The sequence below is a fragment of the Pseudomonas sp. Pseusp16 genome, from assembly GCF_047324915.1.
Taxonomy (GTDB): domain Bacteria; phylum Pseudomonadota; class Gammaproteobacteria; order Pseudomonadales; family Pseudomonadaceae; genus Aquipseudomonas; species Aquipseudomonas fluorescens_CD.
This window is the reverse complement of record NZ_CP168522.1, coordinates 1125791-1150005: the sequence shown is the minus strand read 5'-3', so window position 1 is coordinate 1150005 and position 24215 is coordinate 1125791. Positions and strand designations below refer to the sequence as shown.

Below are 24215 nucleotides of genomic sequence, written 5' to 3'. Positions count from 1 at the left end.
TGCGACCATCACCTTTTTATTTAGCGGAGTTGCCCTTGCGCTTGTTCCACACCTCCGACTGGCACCTCGGGCAGAACCTGCACGGCCAGGATCGCGATTTCGAACACGGCTGTTTTCTCGACTGGCTGCTGCGTCAACTGAAGCTCGATCAGCCGGACGTGCTGTTGATCGCCGGCGATATCTTCGACACGGTCAATCCGCCGGTCAAAGCCCAGGAACGCCTCTACGACTTCATCGTCAGCGCCCACGAACAGCAGCCATTGCTGACCATCGTGATGATTGCCGGCAACCACGATTCCGGCTCGCGGATCGAACTGCCCGCGCCGTTGATGCGCCGCCTGCGCACGCATGCCCTCGGTCGTGTGCTGTGGCTGGATGACGGGCAACTGGATGCCGAGCGCTTGCTGTTGCCGCTGCCGGACGCCAAGGGCAAAACCGTCGCCTGGTGCCTGGCGCTGCCGTTCCTGCGCCCTGCCGAAGTCACCGGCGCGCATCTGGGCGACAACTACCTGCGTGGCATTGGCCAGGTCCATGAATGGCTGATCGAGGCGGCGAACGCAAAGCGCAAGAAAGGCCAGGCGCTGATCGCCATCAGCCACGCGCACATGGCAGGCGGTTCGGTGTCGGAAGACTCCGAGCGCAGCCTGATCATCGGCAATGCCGAAGCGCTGCCCGCCAGCCTGTTCGGGCCGAGCATCAGTTACGTTGCCCTCGGCCACTTGCACAAACCGCAGAAGGTCAACGGCGAGGAGCGCATCCGCTACAGCGGCTCGCCGATTCCGCTGTCGTTCTCCGAGATCAGCTATCAGCACCAGATTCTCGACATCCGGCTCGAGGGCGAAACCCTGGTCAGCGTCGAACCGAAAATGATCCCCCGCGCGGTCAACCTGCAACGCATCGGCCCGGCGCCATTGAGCGAGATCCTGCTGCAACTGGCGGATCTGCCGAACATCGATCTGTTGGCCGACATCCAGCGCCAGCCGTGGCTGGAAGTGCGGGTGCGCCTTGATGAACCGCAGCCAGACCTGCGCAATCAAGTGGAAACCGCCCTGCAAGGCAAGGCCGTGCGCCTGGTGCGCATCGCCGCGGAATACGCCGGCAACGGCAGCCGTAACGGCGTCGAGGATGGCAACACACTGATCGAGCTGGACCAGCTCACACCTCAGGAGCTGTTCAGCCGCGCCTGGCAGGACAACTACGGCAGCGAGGTCGACGAGCAGACCCTCAAGGACTTTGCCGAGCTGTTGCAGGACGTGCAGATGGAGAGCGAACAGCCATGAAAATCCTCGCGATCCGCCTGAAGAACCTCGCCTCGCTGGCCGGGCCGTTTGAGATCGACTTTACCGCCGAACCCCTGGCCAGTGCCGGACTGTTCGCCATCACCGGGCCGACCGGCGCCGGAAAAAGCACCCTGCTCGATGCGCTGTGCCTGGCGCTGTTTGGCGCCGTACCCCGCCTGAACAACACCGGCCGCGACGCCAAGGTGCCGGACGCCGACGGCGAAATCGGCACGGGTGACCCGCGGACCCTGCTGCGTCGCGGCACGGGCGAAGGTTATGCGGAAGTGGATTTCGTCGGTGTCGACGGCCGTCGTTACCGCGCCCGCTGGGAAGCCAATCGCGCTCGGGACAAGGCCGCCGGCAAGCTGCAGGCCAGCCGCCAGAGCTTGCGTGACATCGATCAGGATCAATTGCTCGCCAGCCAGAAAGGCGAATACAAGACTCAACTCGAAGCCGCCCTGGGGCTGAACTTCGAACAGTTCACCCGCGCCGTGCTGCTGGCCCAAAGCGAGTTCAGCGCATTCCTCAAGGCCGACGACAACGACCGCAGCGAACTGCTGGAGAAGCTCACCGACACGGCGCTCTATACGCGTCTCGGTCGTCGGGCCTTCGACAAGACCAAGGACGCGCGCGAGACCCACAAGCTGTTGCAGGACCAGGCCAGCGGGGTCACGCCACTGTCGCCTGAAGCCCGGGCCGAGCTCGATGAGCGCTTCAATGAAGCTCAGCAGCAACTTAAAACCCGGCAGGCGCAGCTCAAACAGTTGGAGTTGCAACACAGCTGGCTCAAGGACTTGCAGCAGTTGCAGGACGCACAACAGAGCGCCACCGAACAACTGCAAGCAGCCCAACAGCACTGGGACAGCCTGACCGGCGAGCGCTTGAAGCTGACTCGTCTGGAGCAACTGGCCCCGCAACGGCACCAGTTCGCGCGCAAGACCGAACTGAGCGCCCAGCTCACACCGCTGGCGGCACACATTCAACAGCATATCCAACAGCAAACCGGACTGAACGCGCGTCAGGTTCAGCTCGAACACAGCCTGAGCGCGGCGAAAACGGCACTGGCCGCGGCCCAGAGCCAACACAGCCACAGCGCGCCACTGCTGCGTCAGGCCTTCGAAGAGCAAAGCACCCTCGCCCGCCTGGTCAAGGATGCGAGCCTCAGCGCCGACCTCAAGCAGCAGGCAGAACTGGCCTGCACTCAGGGGCAAAGCACGATTCAGGGTTTGCTCGACCAGCAGAAGCAGGTCGCCGAACGCTTGCAACGGATTGCCGCTGAACTTGAACAGAGCACTCATCTGGCGCCGCTGAGCGATGCCTGGAACGCCTACCGTGATCGTCTGCAACAACTGATGCTGATCGGTAATCGCTTGAACAAGGGCCAGGCTGAACTGGCCACCCTGGAGCAGAGCGCCGCACGCGCTGCCGAAGAACTGACCACACAGCGTCATGACCTCGAGGTGCTGTACAAAGAGGCTGGCGCCGAGCCCGAAGCGGTGGCCGAGCAGATCCGGATTCTCGGCAGCCTGCTGCAGGACAACCGCAAGCAACTGCGGGCCGTTGAAGAACTGATGCGGCTTTGGGCCAGCCAGCAAGAACTGGACAAGCTCGGCGCCGAGCTACAGCAGCGCCAGCTCGCGGCGCAGCAAGAGCGTGATCGCCTGACCCAGGACGGTGTGAAGACCAAGGCCGAGCTGACCATCGCCGAACAGACCCTGACGGTCACCCGCGACTTGCTGGAACGCCAGCGTCTGGCGCGCAGTGCCAGCGTCGAAGAACTGCGTGCGCAGTTGCAGGACGATCAGCCGTGCCCGGTTTGCGGCAGCCCGGACCACCCTTATCACCAGCCCGAAGCCTTGCTGCAAAGCCTCGGCCGGCACGATGAAAGCGAACAGGCCAATGCCCAGAAAGCCGTGGACCTGCTCAAGGAAAAACTCACCGATCTGCGCGCTGAAGTCGGCGGCCTGATTGCCCAGCAAAAAGAATTGCTGCGACAGCAGGAACAGCTCGCGACTCAGCAACAAAGCCTGGCGCCGAGCCTTGAAGCGCACCCGCTGTCCGCTCAACTGTTGGTCCAGGATGCGGACAAACGCGATGCCTGGCTGGCACAACAAAGCAGCCAGTTGAACCAGAGCATTGCCCAGGACGAACAACGGCAAACCGCCCTGCTCACCCTGCAACAGGACGCTGCGCGCCTGACGCAGCAACTGCGCAGCGCCGAAACGGCGAACCAACAGGCGACACAACAGCTGCTCGACCAGCAACGGGAGTTGAGCAGCGACCGCCAACGCCTGGACGAAGAACTGAGCACGTTCAGCACCCTGTTGCCCGCCGAGACCCTGGAAGCGCTGCGCAACGAACCCGCCGCGACTTTCATGCAGCTCGACCGGCAGATCGCCCAGCGTCTGCAACAACTCGACCAGCAGCGCGATGAACTCGGCGAACAGCAACAACGCCAGCAGACGCTGGACAAAGAACAGTACCAACAGCAGACCCGCGCCCAACAACTGGACGCTACGCAGCAGCAATTCACCGCGCTGGCAGGACAGCAACAGGCTTGCCAGGAAAAACTGACGCAACTGCTGGGCGAACACGCCAGCGCCGAACAATGGCAACAACAACTCGATCAGGCCGTCGAGCAGGCACGCACTGCCGAAGCAGCGGCCAATCAGGAACTGCAAAGCGTGCGCACGGAGCTGGTGCAACTGGCCGCCGAACTCAAGGCGCAACAGGAACGCGTACAAGCCCTGGAAAGCGAAGACCGCGAGCTGAGCGCCAGGATCGACGACTGGCGCGCGCAGCATCCAGAACTGGACGACGGCGGACTGCAGGAGTTGTTGAGCGTCAGCGAGCAACAGCTCAGCGAACTGCGTCAACGATTGCAGCAGAGCGAAAAAGCCATCGAACAAACCAGGGTGTTGCTGCAAGAGCGGGATCAACGCTTGCTCGATCATCAAGCGCAACACAACGGCAACCTCGACGCCGGACAACTGGCTGCCGCACTGGTCGACCTGCAAAACCTGGCGGCCACCAGCGAGCAACATTGCGCCGAACTGCGCGCCGAACAGGCCGAGGACCAGCGCCGGCAGAACGCCAATCAGGCCCTGGCGCAGCAAATCGCCGACGCCTACGGCGAGTATCAACGCTGGGCTCGCTTGAATGCGCTGATCGGCTCCGCCACCGGCGACACCTTCCGCAAGATCGCCCAGGCCTACAACCTTGACCTGCTGGTGCACCACGCCAACGTGCAATTGCGCCAACTGGTGCGCCGCTATCGCCTCAAGCGTGGCGGCAGCATGCTCGGGTTGCTGGTGATGGACACCGAAATGGGCGACGAACTGCGTTCGGTGCATTCGCTGTCCGGTGGCGAGACCTTCCTGGTATCGCTGGCGCTGGCCCTCGGCCTGGCATCGATGGCGTCGAGCACGCTGAAAATCGAGTCGCTGTTCATCGACGAAGGCTTCGGCAGCCTCGATCCGGAATCCCTGCAACTGGCCATGGACGCCCTCGACGGCTTGCAAGCCCAGGGCCGCAAGGTCGCGGTTATTTCCCACGTACAGGAAATGCATGAACGGATTCCGGTGCAGATTCAGGTCCGCCGCCAGGGCAACGGCCTGAGCACCCTGGAGGTGAAATGAACACGCTGTATTCCTTCCGCCGCTGCCCGTACGCCATGCGCGCACGCATGGCCCTGCACTATTCGGGGGTGGCCGCGGACATCGTCGAAGTCAGCCTGAAGGCCAAGCCTGCCGAGATGCTCGCGCTGTCGGGCAAAGGCACGGTGCCGGTACTGAACGCCGATGGCCGGGTGATCGACGAAAGCCTCGACATCATGCGCTGGGCGCTGGCGCAGAACGATCCCCAGGACTGGTTGCTCAAGAATGATCCTGATGCGGCGGCACACATCGCCCCGCTGATCGAACAGAACGATCAGGTGTTCAAGGTGCACTTGAATCGCTACAAGTACGCCGAGCGTTATCCCGAGCAGCCGATGGAGGTTTATCGCAGCGAAGGTGAGGTGTTCCTGCGCAGGCTGGATCAGTTGCTGGAAGGACGGGACTATTTGCTGGCGGACCATCCGAGCCTGGCGGATGTCGCATTGATGCCGTTCGTACGGCAGTTTGCACATGTGGATCGCGAGTGGTTCGGGCAGACGCCTTACCTGCGCTTGCAGGCGTGGCTACAGCGGCTTTTGGCGTCGGACCTGTTCACATCAATCATGAAGAAATAACCACCCCCTGTAGGAGCCAGCTTGCTGGCGATGGTGTGTCAGTTGACGCTGTGGTGCCTGATACGCCATCGCCAGCAAGCTGGCTCCTACAAAGGCCAGCGGTGTGTCGAGGATTCAGGCCAGCACCCCACACATCCCTATCACCGAGCAATCGACCTGGAACGGCCCGAAAACCACACCTTCACTCCTGATGGGCGGATTGCCGGCCAGCATGCCCTGAGCATTGGCGTTTTCGATGTTGCGGGCAATGTTGTGGTTGGCTTCGATGGCCCGGGCCAATGAACCCGCCGAGCCCTGTCCGATCCCCAACAGGGAGGATCCGTTGGTCATGAACGCCAGGAAGGCGATGACCCAAAGTCTGTGCCCTTTCATGCGCCGACCACTCCTGCGAGTTCAGCCTGATCAGCGCTCGCGCTTTGCGCACGGTGTTCAAACTGGATGCCGGGATAAGCGACCTGGATCGGTGCTTCAACGCTGGATTGCGACTGGGCTGAAAGGCTGACCACCAGCACCATGGCAAGGTAAAGACCGATCGCCACATAGGCGCCGTGTTTGGCAGAAGTGAGAATTGCGCTGGCCATGATGTTCTCCGCAGGCATGTTTCAATACCCACAGAATCGATCAAAAGAGCCTGGGTAACCACTCAGGGTTATCCATAGTGACCATCAGCCTCATTGATCATTAAGCCAGACTATTTCAGTCTTCAATAAAACTCATCAAGCGTTCGCGGCCAGCATCCGGCTCACCCGGAACAGGGTCGGCTGCCGACAAAATGGGGGTGGAATAGAGAAAAAGAAGAACCAATGCCAGACGCGTCACCATGCTGCCGATCCTTGCCGTGAGGGGGAGTCAAAAAATCAGCGTCAATTTAAACTCATGGCGATGTGATATCAAGCGTGACATTGATAGCAATTTGATGCTGTCGTAAATGCGTTATGCAGGAGCGACATCACTCTGATCGTTTTCGACACTCGTGTTTTCAACACAAGGGTCTTCGATCATCAGTGACTTCGCTCCTGCATAAAGGCAGGGGTGAACGTTCAGGCTTGGGTTTTGTGGTCCAGCGCGGCGTAGAAGTTGGCGCTCTGTTGCAGGTACTTCTGGGTGTAGCTCTGGGTGTGGGCTTTTTTGTCGCTGATTTCAACGTTGGCACTGGCTGGCAGCGCAACGGTGGCAGAAATGGCGGATGCGGCGATGACAGAGAAGATGTTGAAGTTCATGGCGGTATTCCTCGGATTCAGTTGGCTTGCTTGCCCGGTGGGGCCGTGAAGCAAACTTAACCCTCGAGGGTTCTTGCCTTGAAATGCTTTGTAGCATTACCAGATATCAGCGCCATTGATAAAAGCAGGCAGACCCCATTAACCGGGGCCTGCGGCTTATTGACGCAGCAGAAACCTGAGGTCGCTTGGCGCGTCCATCGGCAGTTTTTGCACGGTCTTGCCCAGCAAACCGGTCTTGGCATCGCGTTCGACGACGACAATCTGGTTGCTCTTCTGGTTGGCGATCAACAGGAATCTGCCGCTCGGATCGAGGCTGAATTCTCGCGGATGATCGCCCTCCACCGCCCGGCGTTGCAGCTCGTTGAGGTGGCCGGTGGCCGGATCAATCGCAAACACCAGCAGTTGATTGGCCGTGCCACGGTTGCTGACGTAGAGGAACTTGTCGTCAGCTGAGGCATGCAGCGCCGCCGCAGCCTTGTCTGAGACCGGTTGCCCGGCGGCAAGATCAACCATCTGCGTCTGCTCAAGTTGGCCGTCGTGGTAATCGAACACTGCCACCTGTGCACTCATTTCCATGGTCAGCCAGGCGTGTTTGCCATCGGCGCTGAACAGCAGATGACGGGGTCCGCTACCGGGCGGCAGCTCCACGAATGCCGGGGTTGCCGGGGTCAATGGCAGTTCTGGATTGGCCTTGGGGTCGAAGCGGTAGGCAAACACCTTGTCGGCGCCCAGGTCGTTGGAGAACACGTATCTGCCGTCCGGCGACGGGATCGTCGAATGCACGTGGGCCGAGGCCTGGCGTTCGGGATTGATCCGGCTCGCCGGGTGGCTGCTCATCTGCACCACGGGTTTGAGCTTGCCATCGGCCGCCACCGGCAATACTGCGAGGGTGCCACCCGGGTCTTCGGCCACCGAGTAATTGCTGACAAACAGATGGCGGCCATCGGCGCTGAGACTGGAATGGGTCGGCTCGTTGCCCAGGCTTTGTACCTGGCTGATCAGGCTCAGCGCATGGGTCTTGGGATCAATCGAGTAACTGCTGACACGCCCTACCGGATCCGCCTGACCCGGGCCGTTTTCATTGACCACGAACAAGTGTCGCTGGTCCTTCGACAGGGTCAGCCACGAAGGATTCTCGCTTTTGATCACTTGCAGGGGCCTGGCATTGATCTGCCCGGTGCGGCTGTCGAAAGCCAGACGGTAGATGCCCTGGCTTTGACTGGCGGTGTAGGACCCCACGAGCAGTTGATAGTCGTCGGCGGACGCAGCCTGAACTCCCATCGCACCGATACTGCCGGCCATCAACAGCGGCCAGAGTTTATTCATCCTCAGGTTCATCGTCATCGTTGTCACCGCTGACGACATCGCCCAGGCACACCAAACGGTGCTCACCTGAATCACCGATGATCAACCAGCTTTGCAGTGAGGCGTCGTATGTCGCAGCCTGAACCTGCGCCGGGGTGAACTCCCAGTGCTTGGCCGCGCGGCCGTCCATGCATTCGATATGCAGGTTGTCATCGACATCAAGGGCGAATTCGAAGGCATGCAGCCCGTCGATTTCCACCATTCCACAGTGTTCGAGGGCATTGAGCAGGGTGTCGGTTGCGGCAGTCATGGCAGTCAATCTTTGGATGGGAAAACCGCAATGATAGCTCATGGCACCGCATTCCCCTCATCTGGAATGACCAACCTGTGGGAGCGGGCTTGCTCGCGAAAGCGGTCTGTCAGGCAACATTCATGTTGAATGTCCAATTGCATTCGCGAGCAAGCCCGCTCCCACAGGGATTGTATTGGTCTGTTACAGCGCCTCACGCGATGGCTGGCCATCCACCAGTCGCTGGATACGCATCGGATTGCCGTTCTTCAGCGCATCCGGCAGCAGATTGTCGGGGTAGTTCTGCAAGCACACCGGTCGCAGGAAGCGATCGATGGCCAGTGTGCCCACCGACGTACCACGCGCATCGGACGTTGCCGGGTAAGGCCCGCCGTGGACCATCGAATCACAGACCTCCACGCCAGTCGGATAGCCATTGAGCAGGATTCGCCCGACCTTCTGTTCCAGCATCGCAGTCAGCCCGGTGAACTGCTCGAAGTCCGCCGGCTCGCCAATGAGGGTGGCGGTCAATTGGCCGTGCAGGCCGTTCAAGGCGGCCATCAGTTGCGCGTGATCGGCCACCTCAACCACCACGGTGGCCGGACCGAACACTTCCTCCTGCAGCACTTCATCGCCGTCGATCAGCAAGCTGACATCGGCCTTGAACAACTGCGGCTGCGCCTGGTTGCCCTGCTGCGGATGACCGGCCAGGTGCTTGACGCCCGGATGCGCGAGCAGTTTTTGCAAGCCTTGGCCATAGCTGCCCAAGGTTCCGGCGTTGAGCATGGTTTGCGCCGGTTGATCCGCCATCAACCCGGCTACTTGCTGCACAAATGCGCTGAACGAAGCAGAGCGAATGCCAATCACCAAACCGGGATTGGTGCAGAACTGCCCGCAGCCCTGGACCACCGACGCCGTGAGATCCCGGGCGATCGAGTCCGCCCGCGCCTGCAAGGCCTCGGGCAACACGATCACCGGGTTGATGCTCGACATCTCGGCGAACACCGGAATCGGTTGCGCACGTGCCGCGGCCATGTCGCACAAGGCTCGACCGCCCTTGAGCGAACCAGTGAAACCCACGGCCTGGATCGCCGGATGCTTGACCAGTGTCTCGCCGACACCCGCGCCGTAGATCATGTTGAACACGCCCGCCGGCATGCCGGTTTTCTCGGCGGCACGAATGATTACGTCGGCCACCTGCTCGGCCGTGGCCATGTGACCGCTGTGGGCCTTGAACACCACCGGGCATCCGGCGGCGAGTGCCGATGCGGTATCGCCGCCGGCGGTGGAGAACGCCAGCGGAAAGTTGCTGGCACCGAACACAGCCACCGGCCCGAGGCCGATACGGTATTGACGCAGATCCGGACGCGGCAACGGCTGACGCTCCGGTAATGCCCGGTCGATCCGTGCACCGTAGAAATCACCGCGACGCAAGACTTTGGCAAACAGGCGCATCTGGCCGCTGGTGCGTCCACGCTCACCTTGAATCCGGCCTGCGGGCAACGCTGTTTCGCGGCAGACCACAGCGACAAAATCATCACCGAGGGCATCCAGTTCATCGGCAATCGCATCGAGAAACTGCGCCCGTCGCTCCGCGCTCAGGCTGCGATAGGCCGGATACGCGGCCGCTGCAGCGGCGGCCGCCGCAGCGACTTCCAGCGGTGTCGCCTGATAAAAATCGCCGGACAAGGCCTCGCCCGTCGTCGCATCGACACTCTGCAACTTGATGCTGCCGGCAGCGCTGCGTTGGCCGCCGATGTAGTTGTGACCAAGAATCCGGGTCATGGGTGAGTCCTCAAAGTGTGCCGACGGTGCCGGGCTCGAAAGCCGCAGCGACGGGTGCGATGCCGTTGATCAACGGCGCGCCGAATTCGGCCTGGGTGATCTCGAACACGTCACCCGGTTGCGTGCGAATGCCGTCGGCAAAGGACAGGGTCGCGGTGCCGAAGAAGTGAACATGCACATCCCCCGGGCGCAGGAACTGGCTGTACTTGAAATGATGGAATTCCAGGTTGGCGAGGCTGTGGCACATGTTCGCCTCACCACTGAGAAACTCGTTTTGCCATAGCACTTCGCCGTCGCGCAGGATGCGGCTGGTGCCCGCCAGATGCTGCGGCAGTTCGCCGACCCGCAGTTCCGGGCCATAGCTGCAACTGCGCAGTTTCGAGTGAGCCAGATACAGGTAGTTCTTGCGTTCCATGACGTGATCGGAGAATTCGTTACCCACGGCAAAGCCCAGGCGATACGGTTTGCGGTCTTGGCCGATCACGTACAGGCCACTGATCTCGGGCTCTTCACCGGCATCTTCGGCGAATGGCGGTAGCGGAAAAGGTTGACCTGGCCGCACGACAATGCTGCCGTCGCCCTTGTAGAACCATTCCGGTTGCACACCGGCTTCATCCGCCGCCGGTTTGCCGCCCTCCACGCCCCATTTGAAGATGCGCATGGTGTCGGTCATCGCCGCTTCGTCGCCACTTTGCTGATGCATCTTGTCCCGGGCCGAGGCGCTGCCCAGATGGGTCAGGCCTGTGCCGCTGATGAGCATGTGCGCCGGATCCGGATGGTCCAGCGGCGGCAGGATGCGCCGTTTCGCCAGCAGTTCGGCATAATCATGGCTGATGCCCAGCCCCAGACCTTGCACCTGTTGCTCAAGGCTGGCGCCCGCCTCGATCGCCGCCAATGCCAGATCGCGAGCCGTGCGCGCGTCCTGCACTTCACGGACCAAACCGTCCTCGACAACGCCGACACGGCGTTCGCCGTTACTCAATTCGAACTGAACCAAACGCATGAATTCTCTCCTGTAAAACAATTCTTCAAAACGCTGCAGAACCAATGTGGGAGCGGCGGTGCGGCGATCCGACTTGCTCGCGAAGAGGTCGTCATACCCGACATCATCGGTGACTGACACTCCGCTTTCGCGAGCAAGCCCGCTCCCACATTCGGTCGGCGTAAATCCTCAAAATCAGGTACGCGACGCCCCACGCGCACTCGCCGCAAATTCATCGGCCGGCAACACGTGCCGGCGTTCCAGCAAGCGATACACCACACCGGTCAACACCAGCCCGAACACCATCACGCCAGACAGGAAGTACAGGCCCGAAGCCAGGTTGCCGGTGTATTCCTTGAGTGCGCCGATCACGAATGGACCGAGGTAGCCACCGAGGTTGCCCACCGAGTTGATCAAGGCGATCCCCGCCGCTGCACTGGCGCCGGCAAAGAAGCGGCCCGGCAAGGTCCAGAACACGGCCGTGCAGGAGAACAGTGCGAATGCCACCAGGCACAACGTCGCCAGTTGCAGCACCGGCACCGACAGCCAGGCGCTGAGGAACAGGCCGATCGCACCGAGCACGTAAAGCACGGCGAGGTGGCCGTAGCGGTCGTTCAAGCGGTCGGAACTGCGCGGGATGATCAGCAGACCGACGATGCCAAAGATGTACGGCACCGCCGAGACGAATCCGGTCACCAGGTCGCTGCCGCCAAACTGCTTGATCAGGGTCGGCAGCCACAAACCCAGGCCATAGATGCTCAGCGTCACCGGCAGGTAGAACAGCGCCAACAGCAGCACGCGCTTGTCCTTGAGGGCGTGCAGCGGATTGCCATGGCGGGTCTGGCCGTACGCGTCCAGATCCTTTTTCAGCTCACCACTGAGCCAGTCCTTTTCCGCCTGGTCCATCCACTTCACTTGTTGCGGGCCGTCCGGCAGGTAACGCAGTACCGGCCAGGTCAACAGGATCGCCGGGGTACCGATGACGATGAACAGCCACTGCCAGCCGTGCAGCCCCAGCACACCGTCCATGCCCAGCAAGCCACCGGACACCGGGCCGGTGATCATCATCGCAATGGGTTGCGACAGGATGAACAACCCGAGGATCTTGCCGCGATGGCGCACCGGGAACCATTGGGTGATGTAGTACAGGACACCCGGAAAGAACCCGGCCTCGGCGGCACCGAGCAGGAAACGCATCAGATAGAAACTGTTCGGTCCCTGGACGAACGCCATGCCGATGGTGATGGCGCCCCAGGTGACCATGATTCGCGCGAACCAGCGCCGGGCACCGAAGCGATCGAGCATCAGGTTACTGGGGATTTCCAGCAGGAAGTAACCGATGAAGAACAGCCCTGCGCCCAGGCCGTAAGCCGCATCGCCCAGACCGATGTCGGCACCCATGTGCAGCTTGGCGAACCCCACGGCGGAGCGGTCCACATAGGCGATCAGGTACAGCAGGATCAGGAAGGGAATCAGTTTCAACGTAATGCGACGGATAAGCCGCAGTTCCTGGCTCATGAGATCGGTCTCCGATTGTTGTTGTTATAGAACCTCGGGGGACGCCTCTCGCGAAATGTTCGCCAGGGCCATCCCTCCGTTTGAGCGGACTATATAGTAATACTATTTGATCAACAACACTTCCAAACAGTGCAAATTGCGCTTATGTTACGCCTCAGCTCGAACAATATAGTCATACAATAAGAGAATCGATCATGTCTGATAAGAAACCCACCCTGCGCTCGGCCCAATGGTTTGGCACCGCCGACAAGAACGGCTTCATGTACCGCAGCTGGATGAAGAATCAGGGCATCGCCGACCACCAGTTCCATGGCAAGCCGATCATCGGCATCTGCAACACCTGGTCGGAACTGACCCCGTGCAACGCGCACTTCCGCCAGATTGCCGAGCACGTCAAACGCGGAGTGATCGAGGCCGGCGGCTTCCCGGTGGAGTTTCCGGTGTTCTCCAACGGCGAATCGAACCTGCGCCCGACCGCCATGCTCACCCGCAACCTGGCGAGCATGGACGTGGAAGAAGCCATTCGCGGCAACCCGATTGACGGCGTCGTGCTGCTGACCGGTTGCGACAAGACCACTCCGGCGCTACTGATGGGCGCCGCCAGTTGCGACGTGCCGGCCATCGTCGTCACTGGCGGGCCGATGCTCAACGGCAAGCACAAGGGCAAGGACATCGGCTCCGGCACCGTGGTCTGGCAGCTCAGCGAACAGGTCAAGGCCGGCACCATCAGCATCGATGACTTCCTTGCGGCCGAGGGCGGCATGTCTCGCTCGGCCGGCACCTGCAACACCATGGGCACCGCCTCGACCATGGCCTGCATGGCCGAAGCACTCGGTACTTCCCTGCCCCACAACGCGGCGATTCCCGCCGTTGATGCACGCCGCTACGTGTTGGCGCACATGTCCGGCATGCGTGCGGTGGAGATGGTGCGCGAAGACTTGAAGCTGTCGAAGATCCTCACCAGGGAAGCCTTCGAAAATGCCATTCGCGTCAATGCCGCCATCGGCGGTTCGACCAACGCGGTGATCCACCTGAAAGCCATCGCCGGGCGCATCGGGGTTGAACTGGACCTGGACGACTGGACCCGTATCGGCCGTGGCATGCCGACCATCGTCGACCTGCAACCTTCCGGGCGCTTCCTGATGGAAGAGTTCTACTACGCCGGTGGATTGCCTGCGGTACTGCGCCGCCTCGGCGAAGCCAATCTGATCCCGAACCCGAATGCCTTGACCGTCAACGGCAAATCCATCGGCGAGAACACCAGGGACGCGCCGATCTACGGCGAAGACGAAGTGATCCGCACCCTAAACAACCCGATCCGTGCCGATGGCGGTATCTGTGTGCTGCGCGGCAACCTGGCACCGCTGGGCGCTGTGCTCAAGCCATCCGCTGCCACGCCGGAACTGATGCAGCATCGCGGCCGCGCGGTGGTGTTCGAGAACTTCGACATGTACAAGGCGCGAATCAACGACCCGGAACTGGACGTGGATGCCGACTCGATCCTGGTGATGAAAAACTGCGGGCCGAAGGGTTATCCCGGCATGGCCGAAGTGGGCAACATGGGCTTGCCGGCCAAGCTGCTGGCCCAGGGCGTGACCGACATGGTGCGTATTTCCGATGCGCGCATGAGCGGCACGGCATACGGTACCGTTGTCCTGCACGTCGCCCCAGAGGCCGCCGCCGGCGGACCGCTGGCCGCGGTGAAGGAAGGCGACTGGATCGAACTCGATTGCGCCAGCGGCCGCTTGCACCTGGACATTCCGGACGCCGAACTGGCCGCGCGCATGGCCGACCTGCAACCGCCACAGCAGTTGCTGGTGGGTGGCTACCGTCAGCTGTACATCGACCACGTGCTGCAAGCGGACCAGGGTTGCGACTTCGACTTCCTGGTCGGCTGCCGCGGAGCCGAAGTGCCGCGTCATTCCCACTGACACCACCTCCCCCTGTAGGAGCGAGCTTGCTCGCGATGGACCCGAGACCGCCGCGGGGTGTCAGGTTCCCCACGTTATCGTTGACGTCCATCGCGAGCGAGCTCGCTCCTACAGTCGACTCGCCGCGCCTGCTATCATGCGCGACACCTATTCGCACAGGACCGCGCCGTTCCCCATGGATTACCGCAAACCCTCCGACCGCAAAAGCATGCACTCGCGCATCGTCCAGGAACTGGGGATGCAGATCGTCTCGGGACGTTTCCTGCCGGACGACAAACTGCCCGCCGAGGCGCTGTTGTGCGAAGAATATGCGGTCAGCCGACCGGTGCTGCGTGAAGCCACCCGGGTACTGGTTGCCAAGGGCCTGGTGTATTCCCGCCCGCGAGTCGGCACCGTGGTCAAGCCGCGCAAGGACTGGCACATGCTCGACCCGGACGTGCTGCACTGGTTGATGCAGAGCAGCCCGCAGAATCAGTTTTTCGACTTGCTGACCAGTGTGCGCAGCATCATCGAACCGGCCGCTGCCGCCCTCGCCGCGCAATTCGCCACGGAAGCAGACATTGCCTCCATCGGTGAGGCCTACCAGCGCATGGAAGCTGCGCCGACGCCGGAGGCACTGTTGCAACCTGACCTGGACTTCCACAGTCGCATCGCCGACGCAACGCACAACGACTTGCTGGCCAACCTGTGCAATATGCTCTCGGTGGCTATCGCCGAAGCCTTGAAGCACTCGAACCAACGGCCGAACCTGCATGAACTGGCGCTGCCCCGGCACAAGGCGATCCTGACCGCCATCGAAAACCGCGACGCCCTCGGTGCGCGGCATGCGACGCTGGTGCAACTCGATGATGCGCGCAGTGCGTTGAATGTGGTGCTGGGCAGCGATCCCGCCTGATTACCGGCCCCTAGTAGGAGCGAGCTTGCTCGCGATGGAGTATCAGTCGGAGTCAATGTAGCTGACACACCATCGCGAGCAAGCTCGCTCCTACAACAGGGACTGGTGCGAATTTGAGATATAAAAAAAGCCGCAACCCTGAGGTTGCGGCTTTTTCATTTCAGCCTGGATCAGTGGGCGAACAACGAATTGCCTTTCTGCCCCGCCAGCTTCTCAGGCTTGATCAGGAACCGCGCCAGTGCCGGCAACAGCCACAGCGCACCGAACATGTTCCACAACAGCATGAAGGTCAGCATCAGCCCCATGTCGGCCTGGAACTTGATGGCCGAGAAGATCCAGGTGCACACGCCGATGGCCAGGCACAGACCGGTGAACAGCACGGCCTTGCCGGTGGACTTCAGCGTCTGGTAGTACGCCTCTTGCAGCGGCAGGCCGGCACGCAGGAAGCTTTCCAGGCGGCTGTAGATGTAGATGCCGTAGTCCACGCCGATCCCCACCCCAAGCGCCACGACCGGCAGGGTCGCCACTTTCACGCCGATACCCATGAAAGCCATCAGGGCGTTGCCGAGTACCGAGGTCAGCACCAGCGGCAGCACGATGCACAGGGTCGCCGCCCAAGAGCGGAAAGTGATCATGCACATGACCGCGACGCAGATGTACACCAGGATCAGGATGGTCAGCTCGGACTTCTTGATCACCTCGTTGGTGGCCGCCTCGATACCGGCGTTACCGGCCGCGAGGATGAACTCCAGGCCTTCCTTGTTGTTTTCCTTGGCGAACTCCTGCACCGCATGCACCGCGCGATCCAGGGTCTCGGCCTTGTGATCGTTGAGGAACACCAGCACCGGCGCCAGGGAACAGCTGTTGTTGTACAGGCCATCCGCACGGGCAATGGAGTTGTTCAGCACATCAGGGTTACGCGACAGGGTTTCCCATTTCAGGTTGCCCTCGTTCATGCCCTTGATCATCTGCTTGGACACGGTCACCAGCGAGATCGCCGACTGCACGCCCTCGGTGTTCTGCATCTTCCACATCAATTCGTCGATCGGCGCCATGGCTTCGTAGCGCGAGCAACCTTCGGCCTTGGTCTTGACCATCACCACCAACACATCGGAACTGGTGGAGTAGTTATTGATGATGAAGTTGTTGTCCTTGTTGTAGCGCGAGTCCGGACGCAGCTCCGGGGCACCCTGGTCGAGGTCGCCGATCTTCAGGTTCTGGCTGTACCAGAGGCCGCCACCAAAGGCGATCAGCGCCAGCAGGATGGAAACCGGTGCAACTTTGGCGCTGGCGAAATTCGCCAGCAAGCGCCAGAACGGATGTTCGCGGGTTGCGTCTTTCTTGCTGCGGGCCACGGCACGCTTGCTGATGCCGACATAGGAAATCGCCACCGGCAGCAGGATCAGGTTGGTGAACACGATCACCGCCACACCGATGGACGCGCCAATCGCCAGCTCACGGATCACGCCGATATCGATGATCAGCAGCGTGATGAAACCCACCGCATCGGCGAGGATCGCGATCATCCCCGGCAAGAACAATTGACGGAACGTCCGGCGCGCCGCCGTCAGGGCGTTGTCCGCTTCACTCGATTGCAGGGCGATGCCGTTGATCTTCTGCACGCCGTGGGAAATACCGATGGCGAAGATCAGGAACGGCACCAGCATCGAATAGGGGTCGAGCCCGAAACCGAAGAAGTGCATCAACCCCAGTTGCCAGACCACCGCCACCAGCGTCGTGCTCAACACGGCGACGGTACTGCGCAGGCAGTTGGTGAACCACAGCAGGAGGATCAGGGTGATGACAAAGGCAATTCCGAAGAACATCACCACCATCACCAGGCCATCGATCAGGTCGCCGACTTTCTTGGCGAAACCGACGATGTGGATCTTCACGTTCGGGTTCTGTGCTTCGAACTTGGTGCGGATCTTGTCTTCAAGCTCGTGGGAGAACTTGCGATAGTCCAGCGCCAGCAGCTTGCCCTGGTCTTGCGGGTCAGGGTAGGACTCCAGCAACGGAATGTCGACGATGCTCGACTTGAAGTCGTTGGCCACCAGACGCCCGATCTGTCCGGACTTGAGCACGTTGTTGCGCAGCAAATCGAGGCTGGCCTGGGAGCCGTTGTAGCTTTGCGGAATCACTTCACCGCCGGCGAAGCCCTCTTCCGTCACTTCGGTCCAGCGAACGCTCGGGCTCCACAGCGACTTGAGGCCGGAACGGTCGACACCGGAGATGTAGAACACCTCGTCGTTGATCTGACGCAGGGTCTCCATGTACTCCTTGGAGAAGATATCGCCGTCGGTGGCCTCCACCGAAATCCGCACGGTGTTGCCCAGGTTCGTCAGGTCATTGCGGTGCTCCATCATCTTCTGGATGAAGGGATGCTCCAGCGGGATCATCTTTTCGAAACTGGTGGACGGACGAATCAGCGTGGCCTGCCAGAACAGGAAGATACTGACCAGCAGGCAGATCGTGATCACTGCCGGGCGGTTGTTGAAGATCAGGCGCTCGAGGAACGTCGCCTTGTCCTGGTGATGAGTACTCAAGGAAGTCATAGCTCCGCCTTCTTGTTATTAACCCGGCTCATTTGCCCGACTCGGTGCCGTTCGGCGAAGTGACGCGAACGCCGCCCTGCCCGGCCAGAACCAGATTGCCATTGCCTGCCGCAGTCACTGCCGAGACGGAAATACGGTCCGGACGGTTGACCACCGTGAAGGTTTCGCCATCGTCGCTGCTGCGAATCACCGAGCCGCCGTTGCCGACGATCACGATGGAACCATCGTCGAGCAGCGTGCCGCCGGACAACCCGAACTCCAGGTCGCCACGTTCGGCCTTGAGCTCGACTTGCTCCCAGGTGCTGCCGAAATCCGTGGAACGGTAAAGGTTGCCGCGCAGTCCGTAGGCCAGCAGCGTATTGGGCTGTGCCGTGCCGATCACGCCAAACAGCGAGCCTTCGTACGGACCCTCGAGTTTCTCCCAGGTCTGGCCCCAGTCCGCTGAGCGGAACATGCTGCCCTGCTCGCCGACGATGAACAGCCCGGCATCCTTGACCGCGGCAATCGCGTTCAGGTGGTACTGGTCTTCGTTGTCCAGGCGGTCGCTGGCGTCTTCCCAATGTTTGCCACCGTCGGTGGTTTCCATCAAAGAGCCGTAAGCGCCCACGGCAAAGCCGCTGTTGACGTCCTGGAACCAGACATCGAGCAGCGGCGATTCGCGTTTCAGATCTTCGAACTGCTTGGTCCAGGTCGTACCACCGTCCTCGCTGGCGAGGATCTGCGCGTCATGGCCGACGGCCCAGCCGTGCTTGTCATCGACAAAGAACACCGACGTGAGCAGGGCCCGGGTCGGGACCTTGGCCTGGGTCCAGGTGGCGCCCTGGTCATCGGAATACAGGATGTGCCCACGATCCCCGACCGCCACCAGGCGCTTGCCCGCGTGCACGACGTCGAGGACCAGGCTTTTGCTGGCCTTGGCCGATTCAACGGAATAAACAACGTCGGCTGCCGGCGCGTCAGCCGCCAGTACAGGCGCCGACCACGCGGCACAGCCCAACAGCGAGAGCGCTGTAGCCAGCAACGCGAATTTGCGTAGTGCCAGCGGGCGGCAGATACCCACACCCATGACAGGCTCACTCATAGACCTTCCCCCATTATTATTGTTAGGTCGTTCAACCTTTCTGGGCGCCGCAAGGGTGCGTGTCTGGACCGGCTGTTTCAGAGCATAGTCCTGAAACCCGCAATCCAGAGCCCCTTCGGAAGCTGGCTTATCCTATCGGTGTTTTTTAATGTCTGACAATCGACGCCACGTTATGTTTTGTTAACCGGGGGTAGATGCGGCCCGGGTGAATGGTCGGGTATTGCGGAGGGTGATCGAGTGTCTATGGACGGCCTATGCCCGTGTTTGGCTTACTCATGCCGCCAAGCGAATTGTAACCATGAGCGTTTTTTGTCAGAACCCGACTTGCCGTCCCCCCTATGGTGGTACGCATCGACTCCCCATGGACGGCAAGAAATGATTCCATCTGCAAGCGGCTCCTCATCCAGCCGCCCTCCCGCAAACAACGACCGTCCAATAGACCCCACACCCATTGCACAAGCGGTGAAACTCGTTTGCCAGGGACAGGCGGAATTAGTGTCGCCCGTGCAATCAGCGGAAAAAAAGCCAGTGCGTGACTCATCTGTGGCGGGACCGAAGCCGCCCGGGGATGGCCGTAAGAATAGAATCGCCGCGATGAAGGACCAAAAGCAGCAGCGCACTGCTGAACTGACGCAGAATATCCAGAAATACCTGGGGCAACAGGAGCAAATGCAAAAACGCGTTGATGTCACGTACAACGTCATGCTGAGCAAACAAAACGATCCGTCATGCTCCGAACAAGAGCGGGCGAAGTTCAGGCAACGTTACGTCGTCGAACTCGACACTCAAAGCACAAGCTATGTCACGCTGCTGGCCGAGACCAGGAAACTGGATGAGCTGAGGGTTGATCCTTACACTACTCAACTCCAGTGCGACCTGCTGAATAGTCTTGTCAACAATGTTAGGGCGTTAATCGCCATAGCAGGCCTGGATCTCGAAGCCACTGAGCGCAATTACCCCCATTCCAACAGTAATGCTTTGCAGATCTACACAGCCATGCACACCGAAGGCACTGTCGTAGTGGATGGTCTGTTGGAATACATGGGCAAGAGCTCCGAAATCTACGAGACGTTGATAAAGCTCCATGAAGAGGTGGGGAACCTGCTTCACGAACTTAAATCGATGTCACCCCAGGGCGCCAAGGCCTGGCAGCGATTGACCAGCAACAGGCCCGATAATCAAGCGACCGCTCTGCGTACCAGGTTCAACCAAGTGGTCACTTTGCCCACCCTCAGTGCCAAAGTACCTGGCAGCGACACGTCAGCAGCACTGTTCAGCGCTATAGAGCCACTGCTGTTGTTGTCCACGTCCCATATTGAGCTACAAGCTTTACAGCACTATGAAAGCGGCGATCGTATTGCCGTACTGGACAACCTGATCGAACACTACGACACAGCAAAGCTCGGGCTCACAAGTATCGGCATTTTCAGAACCGAGGAATTGCAGCTGGCCCCGTTCAGCCGTCTGTGTGAAATCGTCGGACAATTGCACGATGATGCCGAGCGCCGTCTGGCTGATGAGCTGCAGAACCTGGCGGACTCTGAAAGGTCCTCCCCGAAATCGACAGCGGACCAACTTCCCGCCAACCGCCCCTCTTCATCGCCCTCCCGCAAGCGGGTCATCAAAACTGTCAATGGCGCAATGATCGGTGACGTCCGGCCGCGAGTTGCCAAACAGGGCGCAGACATTGTCGACATCAAAAGCCCTTTCGAAGACCAGCCACTGGCCTCCTTCCACGAACATAAGCCGAATGCCTGGGTAGAAATCGAAAAAGCCAGAACACCCGCACCGAAACCGCGAGCCACTCCCTATCCGCAACTCATGGGCGATGCTCGAAAGGCGTTGGCAAAAATCGATGAACTGATGCAAAAATTTGAAGGCTACGCACGAGGGACGAGCCACCCAAAGGGAATCGAAGAGAGCTTGCAGAACACGGCAAAGAATCTCATCGACTATGCGGACCGCCTGAAAGACCATGAACACGCACCGCCAAACTCGCAAAACGATGCCGCATTCGTCAGTAAGCTACGGGGCCAGGCACAAACAATCAACGACAAGGCAACGCAACTGCGCACCAAAATGTCCCTGGCCCAAGCCCCTACCAGCGCAGCCGTAGAATATCTGTTGAGTCGCAACGAAATTCATCCACAAAAAAACGGCGAGCGCATTCAACTGAAAACCGGACGCCAGGACTTTTTGCAGGAATACGTTCTGTTGAACCGTGAGAATCGGCCCTTGTGGTATGCACACTTTCATTACGAAACATTAAATAGCGACGACGTCGACTACACTGCGGCCAGCCTGAAAACCAAAGAACAGCGCTTCGCAACCAATGCCACGGCACTGGCCAAGGCACAAACCCCTCACCAGAAAATCGACATCTACCGCGGCCACATCGACAAGGAACTGGCCACGAAGCTTTTCTTGCTGCTGTAACCTGTTCGCCGCGCAGTGACTGGCACTGCGCGGCGTCAGAATCAGGCCAGGCTTTTGCTGACCACCTCAAACACATCGCTGGACAACTGCCCCGAAGCACGAATTCGCTCCAGCTCGCCTTTCATCAAAGCCTGACGAGCATCGTCATACTTGCGCCAGCGAGTCAAAGGCGCCAACTGGCGAGAAGCAATCTGCGGATTGAAACCGTTCAACTCGATCACCAGATCCGCGAGGAAGCGATACCCCGAACCATCGGCAGCATGGAAGTTGACCAGGTTCTGCCCGGCGAACGCACCAACCAGTGCCCGCACCTTGTTCGGATTCTTGATGTTGAATGCAGGATGCTGCATCAACTGACGAACCCGCTCCAGACCACCTGGCAACACACTGCCGGCCTGGACGCTGAACCACTGATCCATGACCAGCGGGTTGTCCATGAAGTGCTCGGCAAAACTGGCCAGCGCCTTGGCTTTCTCGGCTTCGAACGGCGAATTGACCAACACCGCGAGTGCGGTCAGGCGCTCGGTCATGTTGTCGCACGCGTCGAACTGCTCCAGGGTTGCGGCCAATACTTCCAGCTTGCCGCTGAGCATCAGGTACGACAGCGCGATGTTCTGCAGGGCACGACGAGCGAAATGCCCGGCTTCGGCCACGTACGGCGTCTGCTTCGACAATTGGCGATTGGCCTGATAACGCAGCCACAGACCTTCGAACAGGACGTCGGCCAGTTGCTTGCGGGCAAACTCGCGGGCGATGTGGATGGCGTCGACATCCGCCACTTCACTGATCTCGGTCAGGTACGCCTCGCTCGGCAGCGACAGCATTTCTGCCACCATCGCCTGATCCAGCGACTCATCCGCGAGCACCGTGCGCAGTGCCGACACCAGGCGCTGATCAAGTACCAGCGCTTCGCCCTTCTGCTGCTGGGCGATCAACTCTTGCAGCACCTGCACCGACAGTTGCTGACCAGCATCCCAGCGGTTGAAGCCGTCGCTGTCGTGCTGCATCAGGAACATCAACTGGTCGCGGTTGTACGGGAAGCTCAGTTTTACCGGCGCGGAGAAACCACGCAGCAACGAAGGCAGCGGTTGTTCAGCGATGTCGACGAAGGTAAAGGTCTGCTCGGCCTCGGTCACGGAAATGACCCGCGAGGTGCCTTGCGCAGTGGCTTCACCGGACAGGCGCAGGGCAATCGCTGCCCCTTTGGCATCCAGCAGCCCCAGTTCGACAGGGATCACGAACGGCAGTTTTTCAACCTTGTCCGGGGTTTGCGGGTAGCTCTGGCGGAAGGTCAGGCTGTAGGTTTTTGCCGCCGCGTCATAGGACTCGCTCACCGCCAGGCGCGGTGTGCCAGCCTGGCTGTACCAGCGCTTGAACTGGGTCAGGTCGACGCCATTGGCATCTTCCATTGCCTTGATGAAGTCATCGCAGGTCACCGCCTGGCCGTCGTGGCGTTCGAAGTACAGGTCGCTGCCTTTGCGGAAGCCTTCGGCACCGAGCAAGGTGTGGATCATGCCGACCACTTCCGAACCCTTTTCATATACGGTCAGGGTGTAGAAGTTGGAAATCTCGATGAAGCTGTCCGGGCGCACGGCGTGGGCCATGGGGCCGGCGTCCTCGGCGAACTGGTGGGTGCGCAGGTACGCCACGTCCTGGATGCGCTTGACCGTGGCCGAGTTCATGTCCGAGGAGAAACCGGCATCGCGGAACACGGTGAAGCCTTCCTTGAGCGACAGCTGGAACCAGTCGCGGCAGGTCACGCGGTTGCCCGACCAGTTGTGGAAGTATTCGTGGGCGACGATCGCCTCGACCCGCTGGTGCGCGGCATCGGTGGCGGTTTCGGCCTTGGCCAGCACGGCGCTGGAGTTGAAGATGTTGAGGCCCTTGTTCTCCATGGCGCCCATATTGAAGTCATTCACGGCGACGATCATGAAGATGTCCAGATCGTACTCGCGACCATAGACCTCTTCGTCCCAACGCATGGACTTCTTCAGGCTGTTCATGGCGTGCTGGCACTTGTCGATGTTTTCCGGCTCGACGTAGATGCGCAGCGCCACAGTGCGCTCGTTCATGGTGGTGAAGCTGTCTTCGACGCACCACAGGTCGCCGGCGACCAGCGCAAACAGGTACGCCGGTTTCTTGAACGGGTCTTCCCAGGTCGCCCAGTGCCGGCCATCTTCGCCGGGACCGGAAGCGATCGGGTTGCCGTTGGACAGCAGCACCGGATAGCTGTGTTGTTCGGCGACGACCGTGGTGGTGAACGTGCTCATCACGTCCGGGCGGTCGAGGTAATAGGTGATCTTGCGAAAGCCTTCGGCCTCGCACTGGGTGCAGAACATCGTGCCGGACTTGTACAGGCCCTCCAGCGCGGTGTTGGTTTCCGGGTGGATCCGGACGCTGGTATCGACCGTGAAGGTGGTGCTGGTCGGGTGCAGGGTCAGGTGATTTTCAGTCAACTGGTAGTCGGCGGCGCCCAGCTCACGGTCGGCCAGGGTGACCGACAACAGCTCCAGCTGCTGGCCGTCCAGTACCAGTGGCGGCAGCCCCGGGCCGCGCTCGGGGTTACGGCGCATCACCAGTTGCGCATGGACCAGGCTGTGGTCCTCGAACAACTCGAAGGTCAGGTGCGTTTCGTCGATCAGGTACTCGGGCGCCTGATAGTCTTTCAGGTAAATCATCTTCGGTTGTTCGGTGCGCATGCTGGAGT

18 protein-coding genes are annotated in these 24215 nt (G+C 60.5%); 6 read left to right on the top strand and 12 right to left on the bottom strand.

Features of this window, described 5'->3' with window-relative positions; translation table 11 throughout:
• Positions 1 to 35 precede the first annotated feature (35 nt).
• Genes ACEN8Q_RS05070 through ACEN8Q_RS05060 form a run of 3 tightly spaced genes read left to right on the top strand, consistent with a single transcriptional unit; the run spans position 36 to position 5511 of the window.
• Positions 36 to 1280, top strand: coding sequence for an exonuclease SbcCD subunit D C-terminal domain-containing protein (locus ACEN8Q_RS05070; RefSeq protein ID WP_413424662.1), 1245 nt, complete (start codon positions 36 to 38; stop codon positions 1278 to 1280).
• A complete protein-coding gene (locus ACEN8Q_RS05065; RefSeq protein WP_413424664.1) occupies positions 1277 to 4918 on the top strand; it encodes an AAA family ATPase in 3642 nt (1213 codons plus the stop codon). Before ACEN8Q_RS05070 ends, ACEN8Q_RS05065 begins: the two co-directional genes overlap by 4 nt.
• Entirely contained in the window at positions 4915 to 5511 is a 597-nt protein-coding gene (locus ACEN8Q_RS05060) for a glutathione S-transferase (RefSeq protein ID WP_413424666.1), read from the top strand. The genes ACEN8Q_RS05065 and ACEN8Q_RS05060 overlap by 4 nt, the downstream gene beginning before the upstream one ends.
• A gap of 114 nt (positions 5512 to 5625) precedes the next feature.
• Here the strand turns inward: ACEN8Q_RS05060 and ACEN8Q_RS05055 are convergent, their stop codons facing one another.
• From ACEN8Q_RS05055 to ACEN8Q_RS05015, 9 genes are all read right to left on the bottom strand, one after another.
• Entirely contained in the window at positions 5626 to 5883 is a 258-nt protein-coding gene (locus ACEN8Q_RS05055) for a hypothetical protein (RefSeq protein ID WP_413424668.1), read from the bottom strand.
• The gene (locus tag ACEN8Q_RS05050; protein WP_413704641.1) at positions 5880 to 6092 is read right to left on the bottom strand and encodes a hypothetical protein; all 213 of its coding nucleotides are present in this window, start codon (positions 6090 to 6092) and stop codon (positions 5880 to 5882) included. Before ACEN8Q_RS05050 ends, ACEN8Q_RS05055 begins: the two co-directional genes overlap by 4 nt.
• 115 nt (positions 6093 to 6207) lie before the next feature.
• Positions 6208 to 6333: a hypothetical protein gene (locus tag ACEN8Q_RS05045; RefSeq protein ID WP_008020073.1), complete on the bottom strand. Its 126-nt coding sequence runs from the start codon at positions 6331 to 6333 to the stop codon at positions 6208 to 6210.
• Positions 6334 to 6551: 218 nt separating this feature from the next.
• A complete protein-coding gene (locus tag ACEN8Q_RS05040) occupies positions 6552 to 6731 on the bottom strand; it encodes a hypothetical protein (protein WP_007979950.1) in 180 nt (59 codons plus the stop codon).
• A 156-nt stretch (positions 6732 to 6887) separates the two neighbouring features.
• Entirely contained in the window at positions 6888 to 8057 is a 1170-nt protein-coding gene (locus ACEN8Q_RS05035; protein WP_413704640.1) for a lactonase family protein, read from the bottom strand.
• Positions 8050 to 8388 carry a DUF5629 family protein gene (locus ACEN8Q_RS05030; protein WP_008020075.1) on the bottom strand — a complete coding sequence of 113 codons (339 nt, stop codon included), beginning with the start codon at positions 8386 to 8388 and terminating at the stop codon, positions 8050 to 8052. The genes ACEN8Q_RS05035 and ACEN8Q_RS05030 overlap by 8 nt, the downstream gene beginning before the upstream one ends.
• Before the next feature lie 141 nt (positions 8389 to 8529).
• Complete coding sequence (locus ACEN8Q_RS05025) at positions 8530 to 10110, bottom strand: aldehyde dehydrogenase (NADP(+)) (protein WP_413704639.1); 1581 nt, start codon at positions 10108 to 10110, stop codon at positions 8530 to 8532.
• A gap of 10 nt (positions 10111 to 10120) precedes the next feature.
• Entirely contained in the window at positions 10121 to 11113 is a 993-nt protein-coding gene (gene araD1 / locus ACEN8Q_RS05020; protein WP_413424676.1) for an AraD1 family protein, read from the bottom strand.
• A gap of 174 nt (positions 11114 to 11287) precedes the next feature.
• Complete coding sequence (locus ACEN8Q_RS05015) at positions 11288 to 12610, bottom strand: MFS transporter (RefSeq protein WP_413704638.1); 1323 nt, start codon at positions 12608 to 12610, stop codon at positions 11288 to 11290.
• 194 nt (positions 12611 to 12804) lie between these two features.
• Between ACEN8Q_RS05015 and ACEN8Q_RS05010 the strand changes: the two genes are divergently transcribed.
• Together ACEN8Q_RS05010 and ACEN8Q_RS05005 are read left to right on the top strand one after the other, a co-directional pair.
• The gene (locus ACEN8Q_RS05010; protein WP_413424680.1) at positions 12805 to 14541 is read left to right on the top strand and encodes an IlvD/Edd family dehydratase; all 1737 of its coding nucleotides are present in this window, start codon (positions 12805 to 12807) and stop codon (positions 14539 to 14541) included.
• Between the two features lie 175 nt (positions 14542 to 14716).
• Positions 14717 to 15436, top strand: a complete 720-nt coding sequence (locus ACEN8Q_RS05005) for a FadR/GntR family transcriptional regulator (protein ID WP_032829613.1) — start codon at positions 14717 to 14719, stop codon at positions 15434 to 15436.
• 170 nt (positions 15437 to 15606) lie between these two features.
• Here ACEN8Q_RS05005 and ACEN8Q_RS05000 read toward each other — a convergent pair whose 3' ends face one another.
• Entirely contained in the window at positions 15607 to 17991 is a 2385-nt protein-coding gene (locus ACEN8Q_RS05000; RefSeq protein ID WP_413704637.1) for an efflux RND transporter permease subunit, read from the bottom strand.
• A gap of 28 nt (positions 17992 to 18019) precedes the next feature.
• Complete coding sequence (locus ACEN8Q_RS04995; RefSeq protein WP_413704636.1) at positions 18020 to 19072, bottom strand: WD40/YVTN/BNR-like repeat-containing protein; 1053 nt, start codon at positions 19070 to 19072, stop codon at positions 18020 to 18022.
• A 375-nt stretch (positions 19073 to 19447) separates the two neighbouring features.
• Between ACEN8Q_RS04995 and ACEN8Q_RS04990 the strand changes: the two genes are divergently transcribed.
• Positions 19448 to 21508 (top strand): hypothetical protein, encoded by a 2061-nt coding sequence (locus tag ACEN8Q_RS04990; RefSeq protein WP_413704635.1) that lies wholly within the window; start codon positions 19448 to 19450, stop codon positions 21506 to 21508.
• Positions 21509 to 21549: 41 nt separating this feature from the next.
• Here the strand turns inward: ACEN8Q_RS04990 and pepN are convergent, their stop codons facing one another.
• Positions 21550 to 24207, bottom strand: a complete 2658-nt coding sequence (pepN, locus tag ACEN8Q_RS04985) for an aminopeptidase N (protein WP_413704634.1) — start codon at positions 24205 to 24207, stop codon at positions 21550 to 21552.
• Positions 24208 to 24215: the final 8 nt, after the last annotated feature.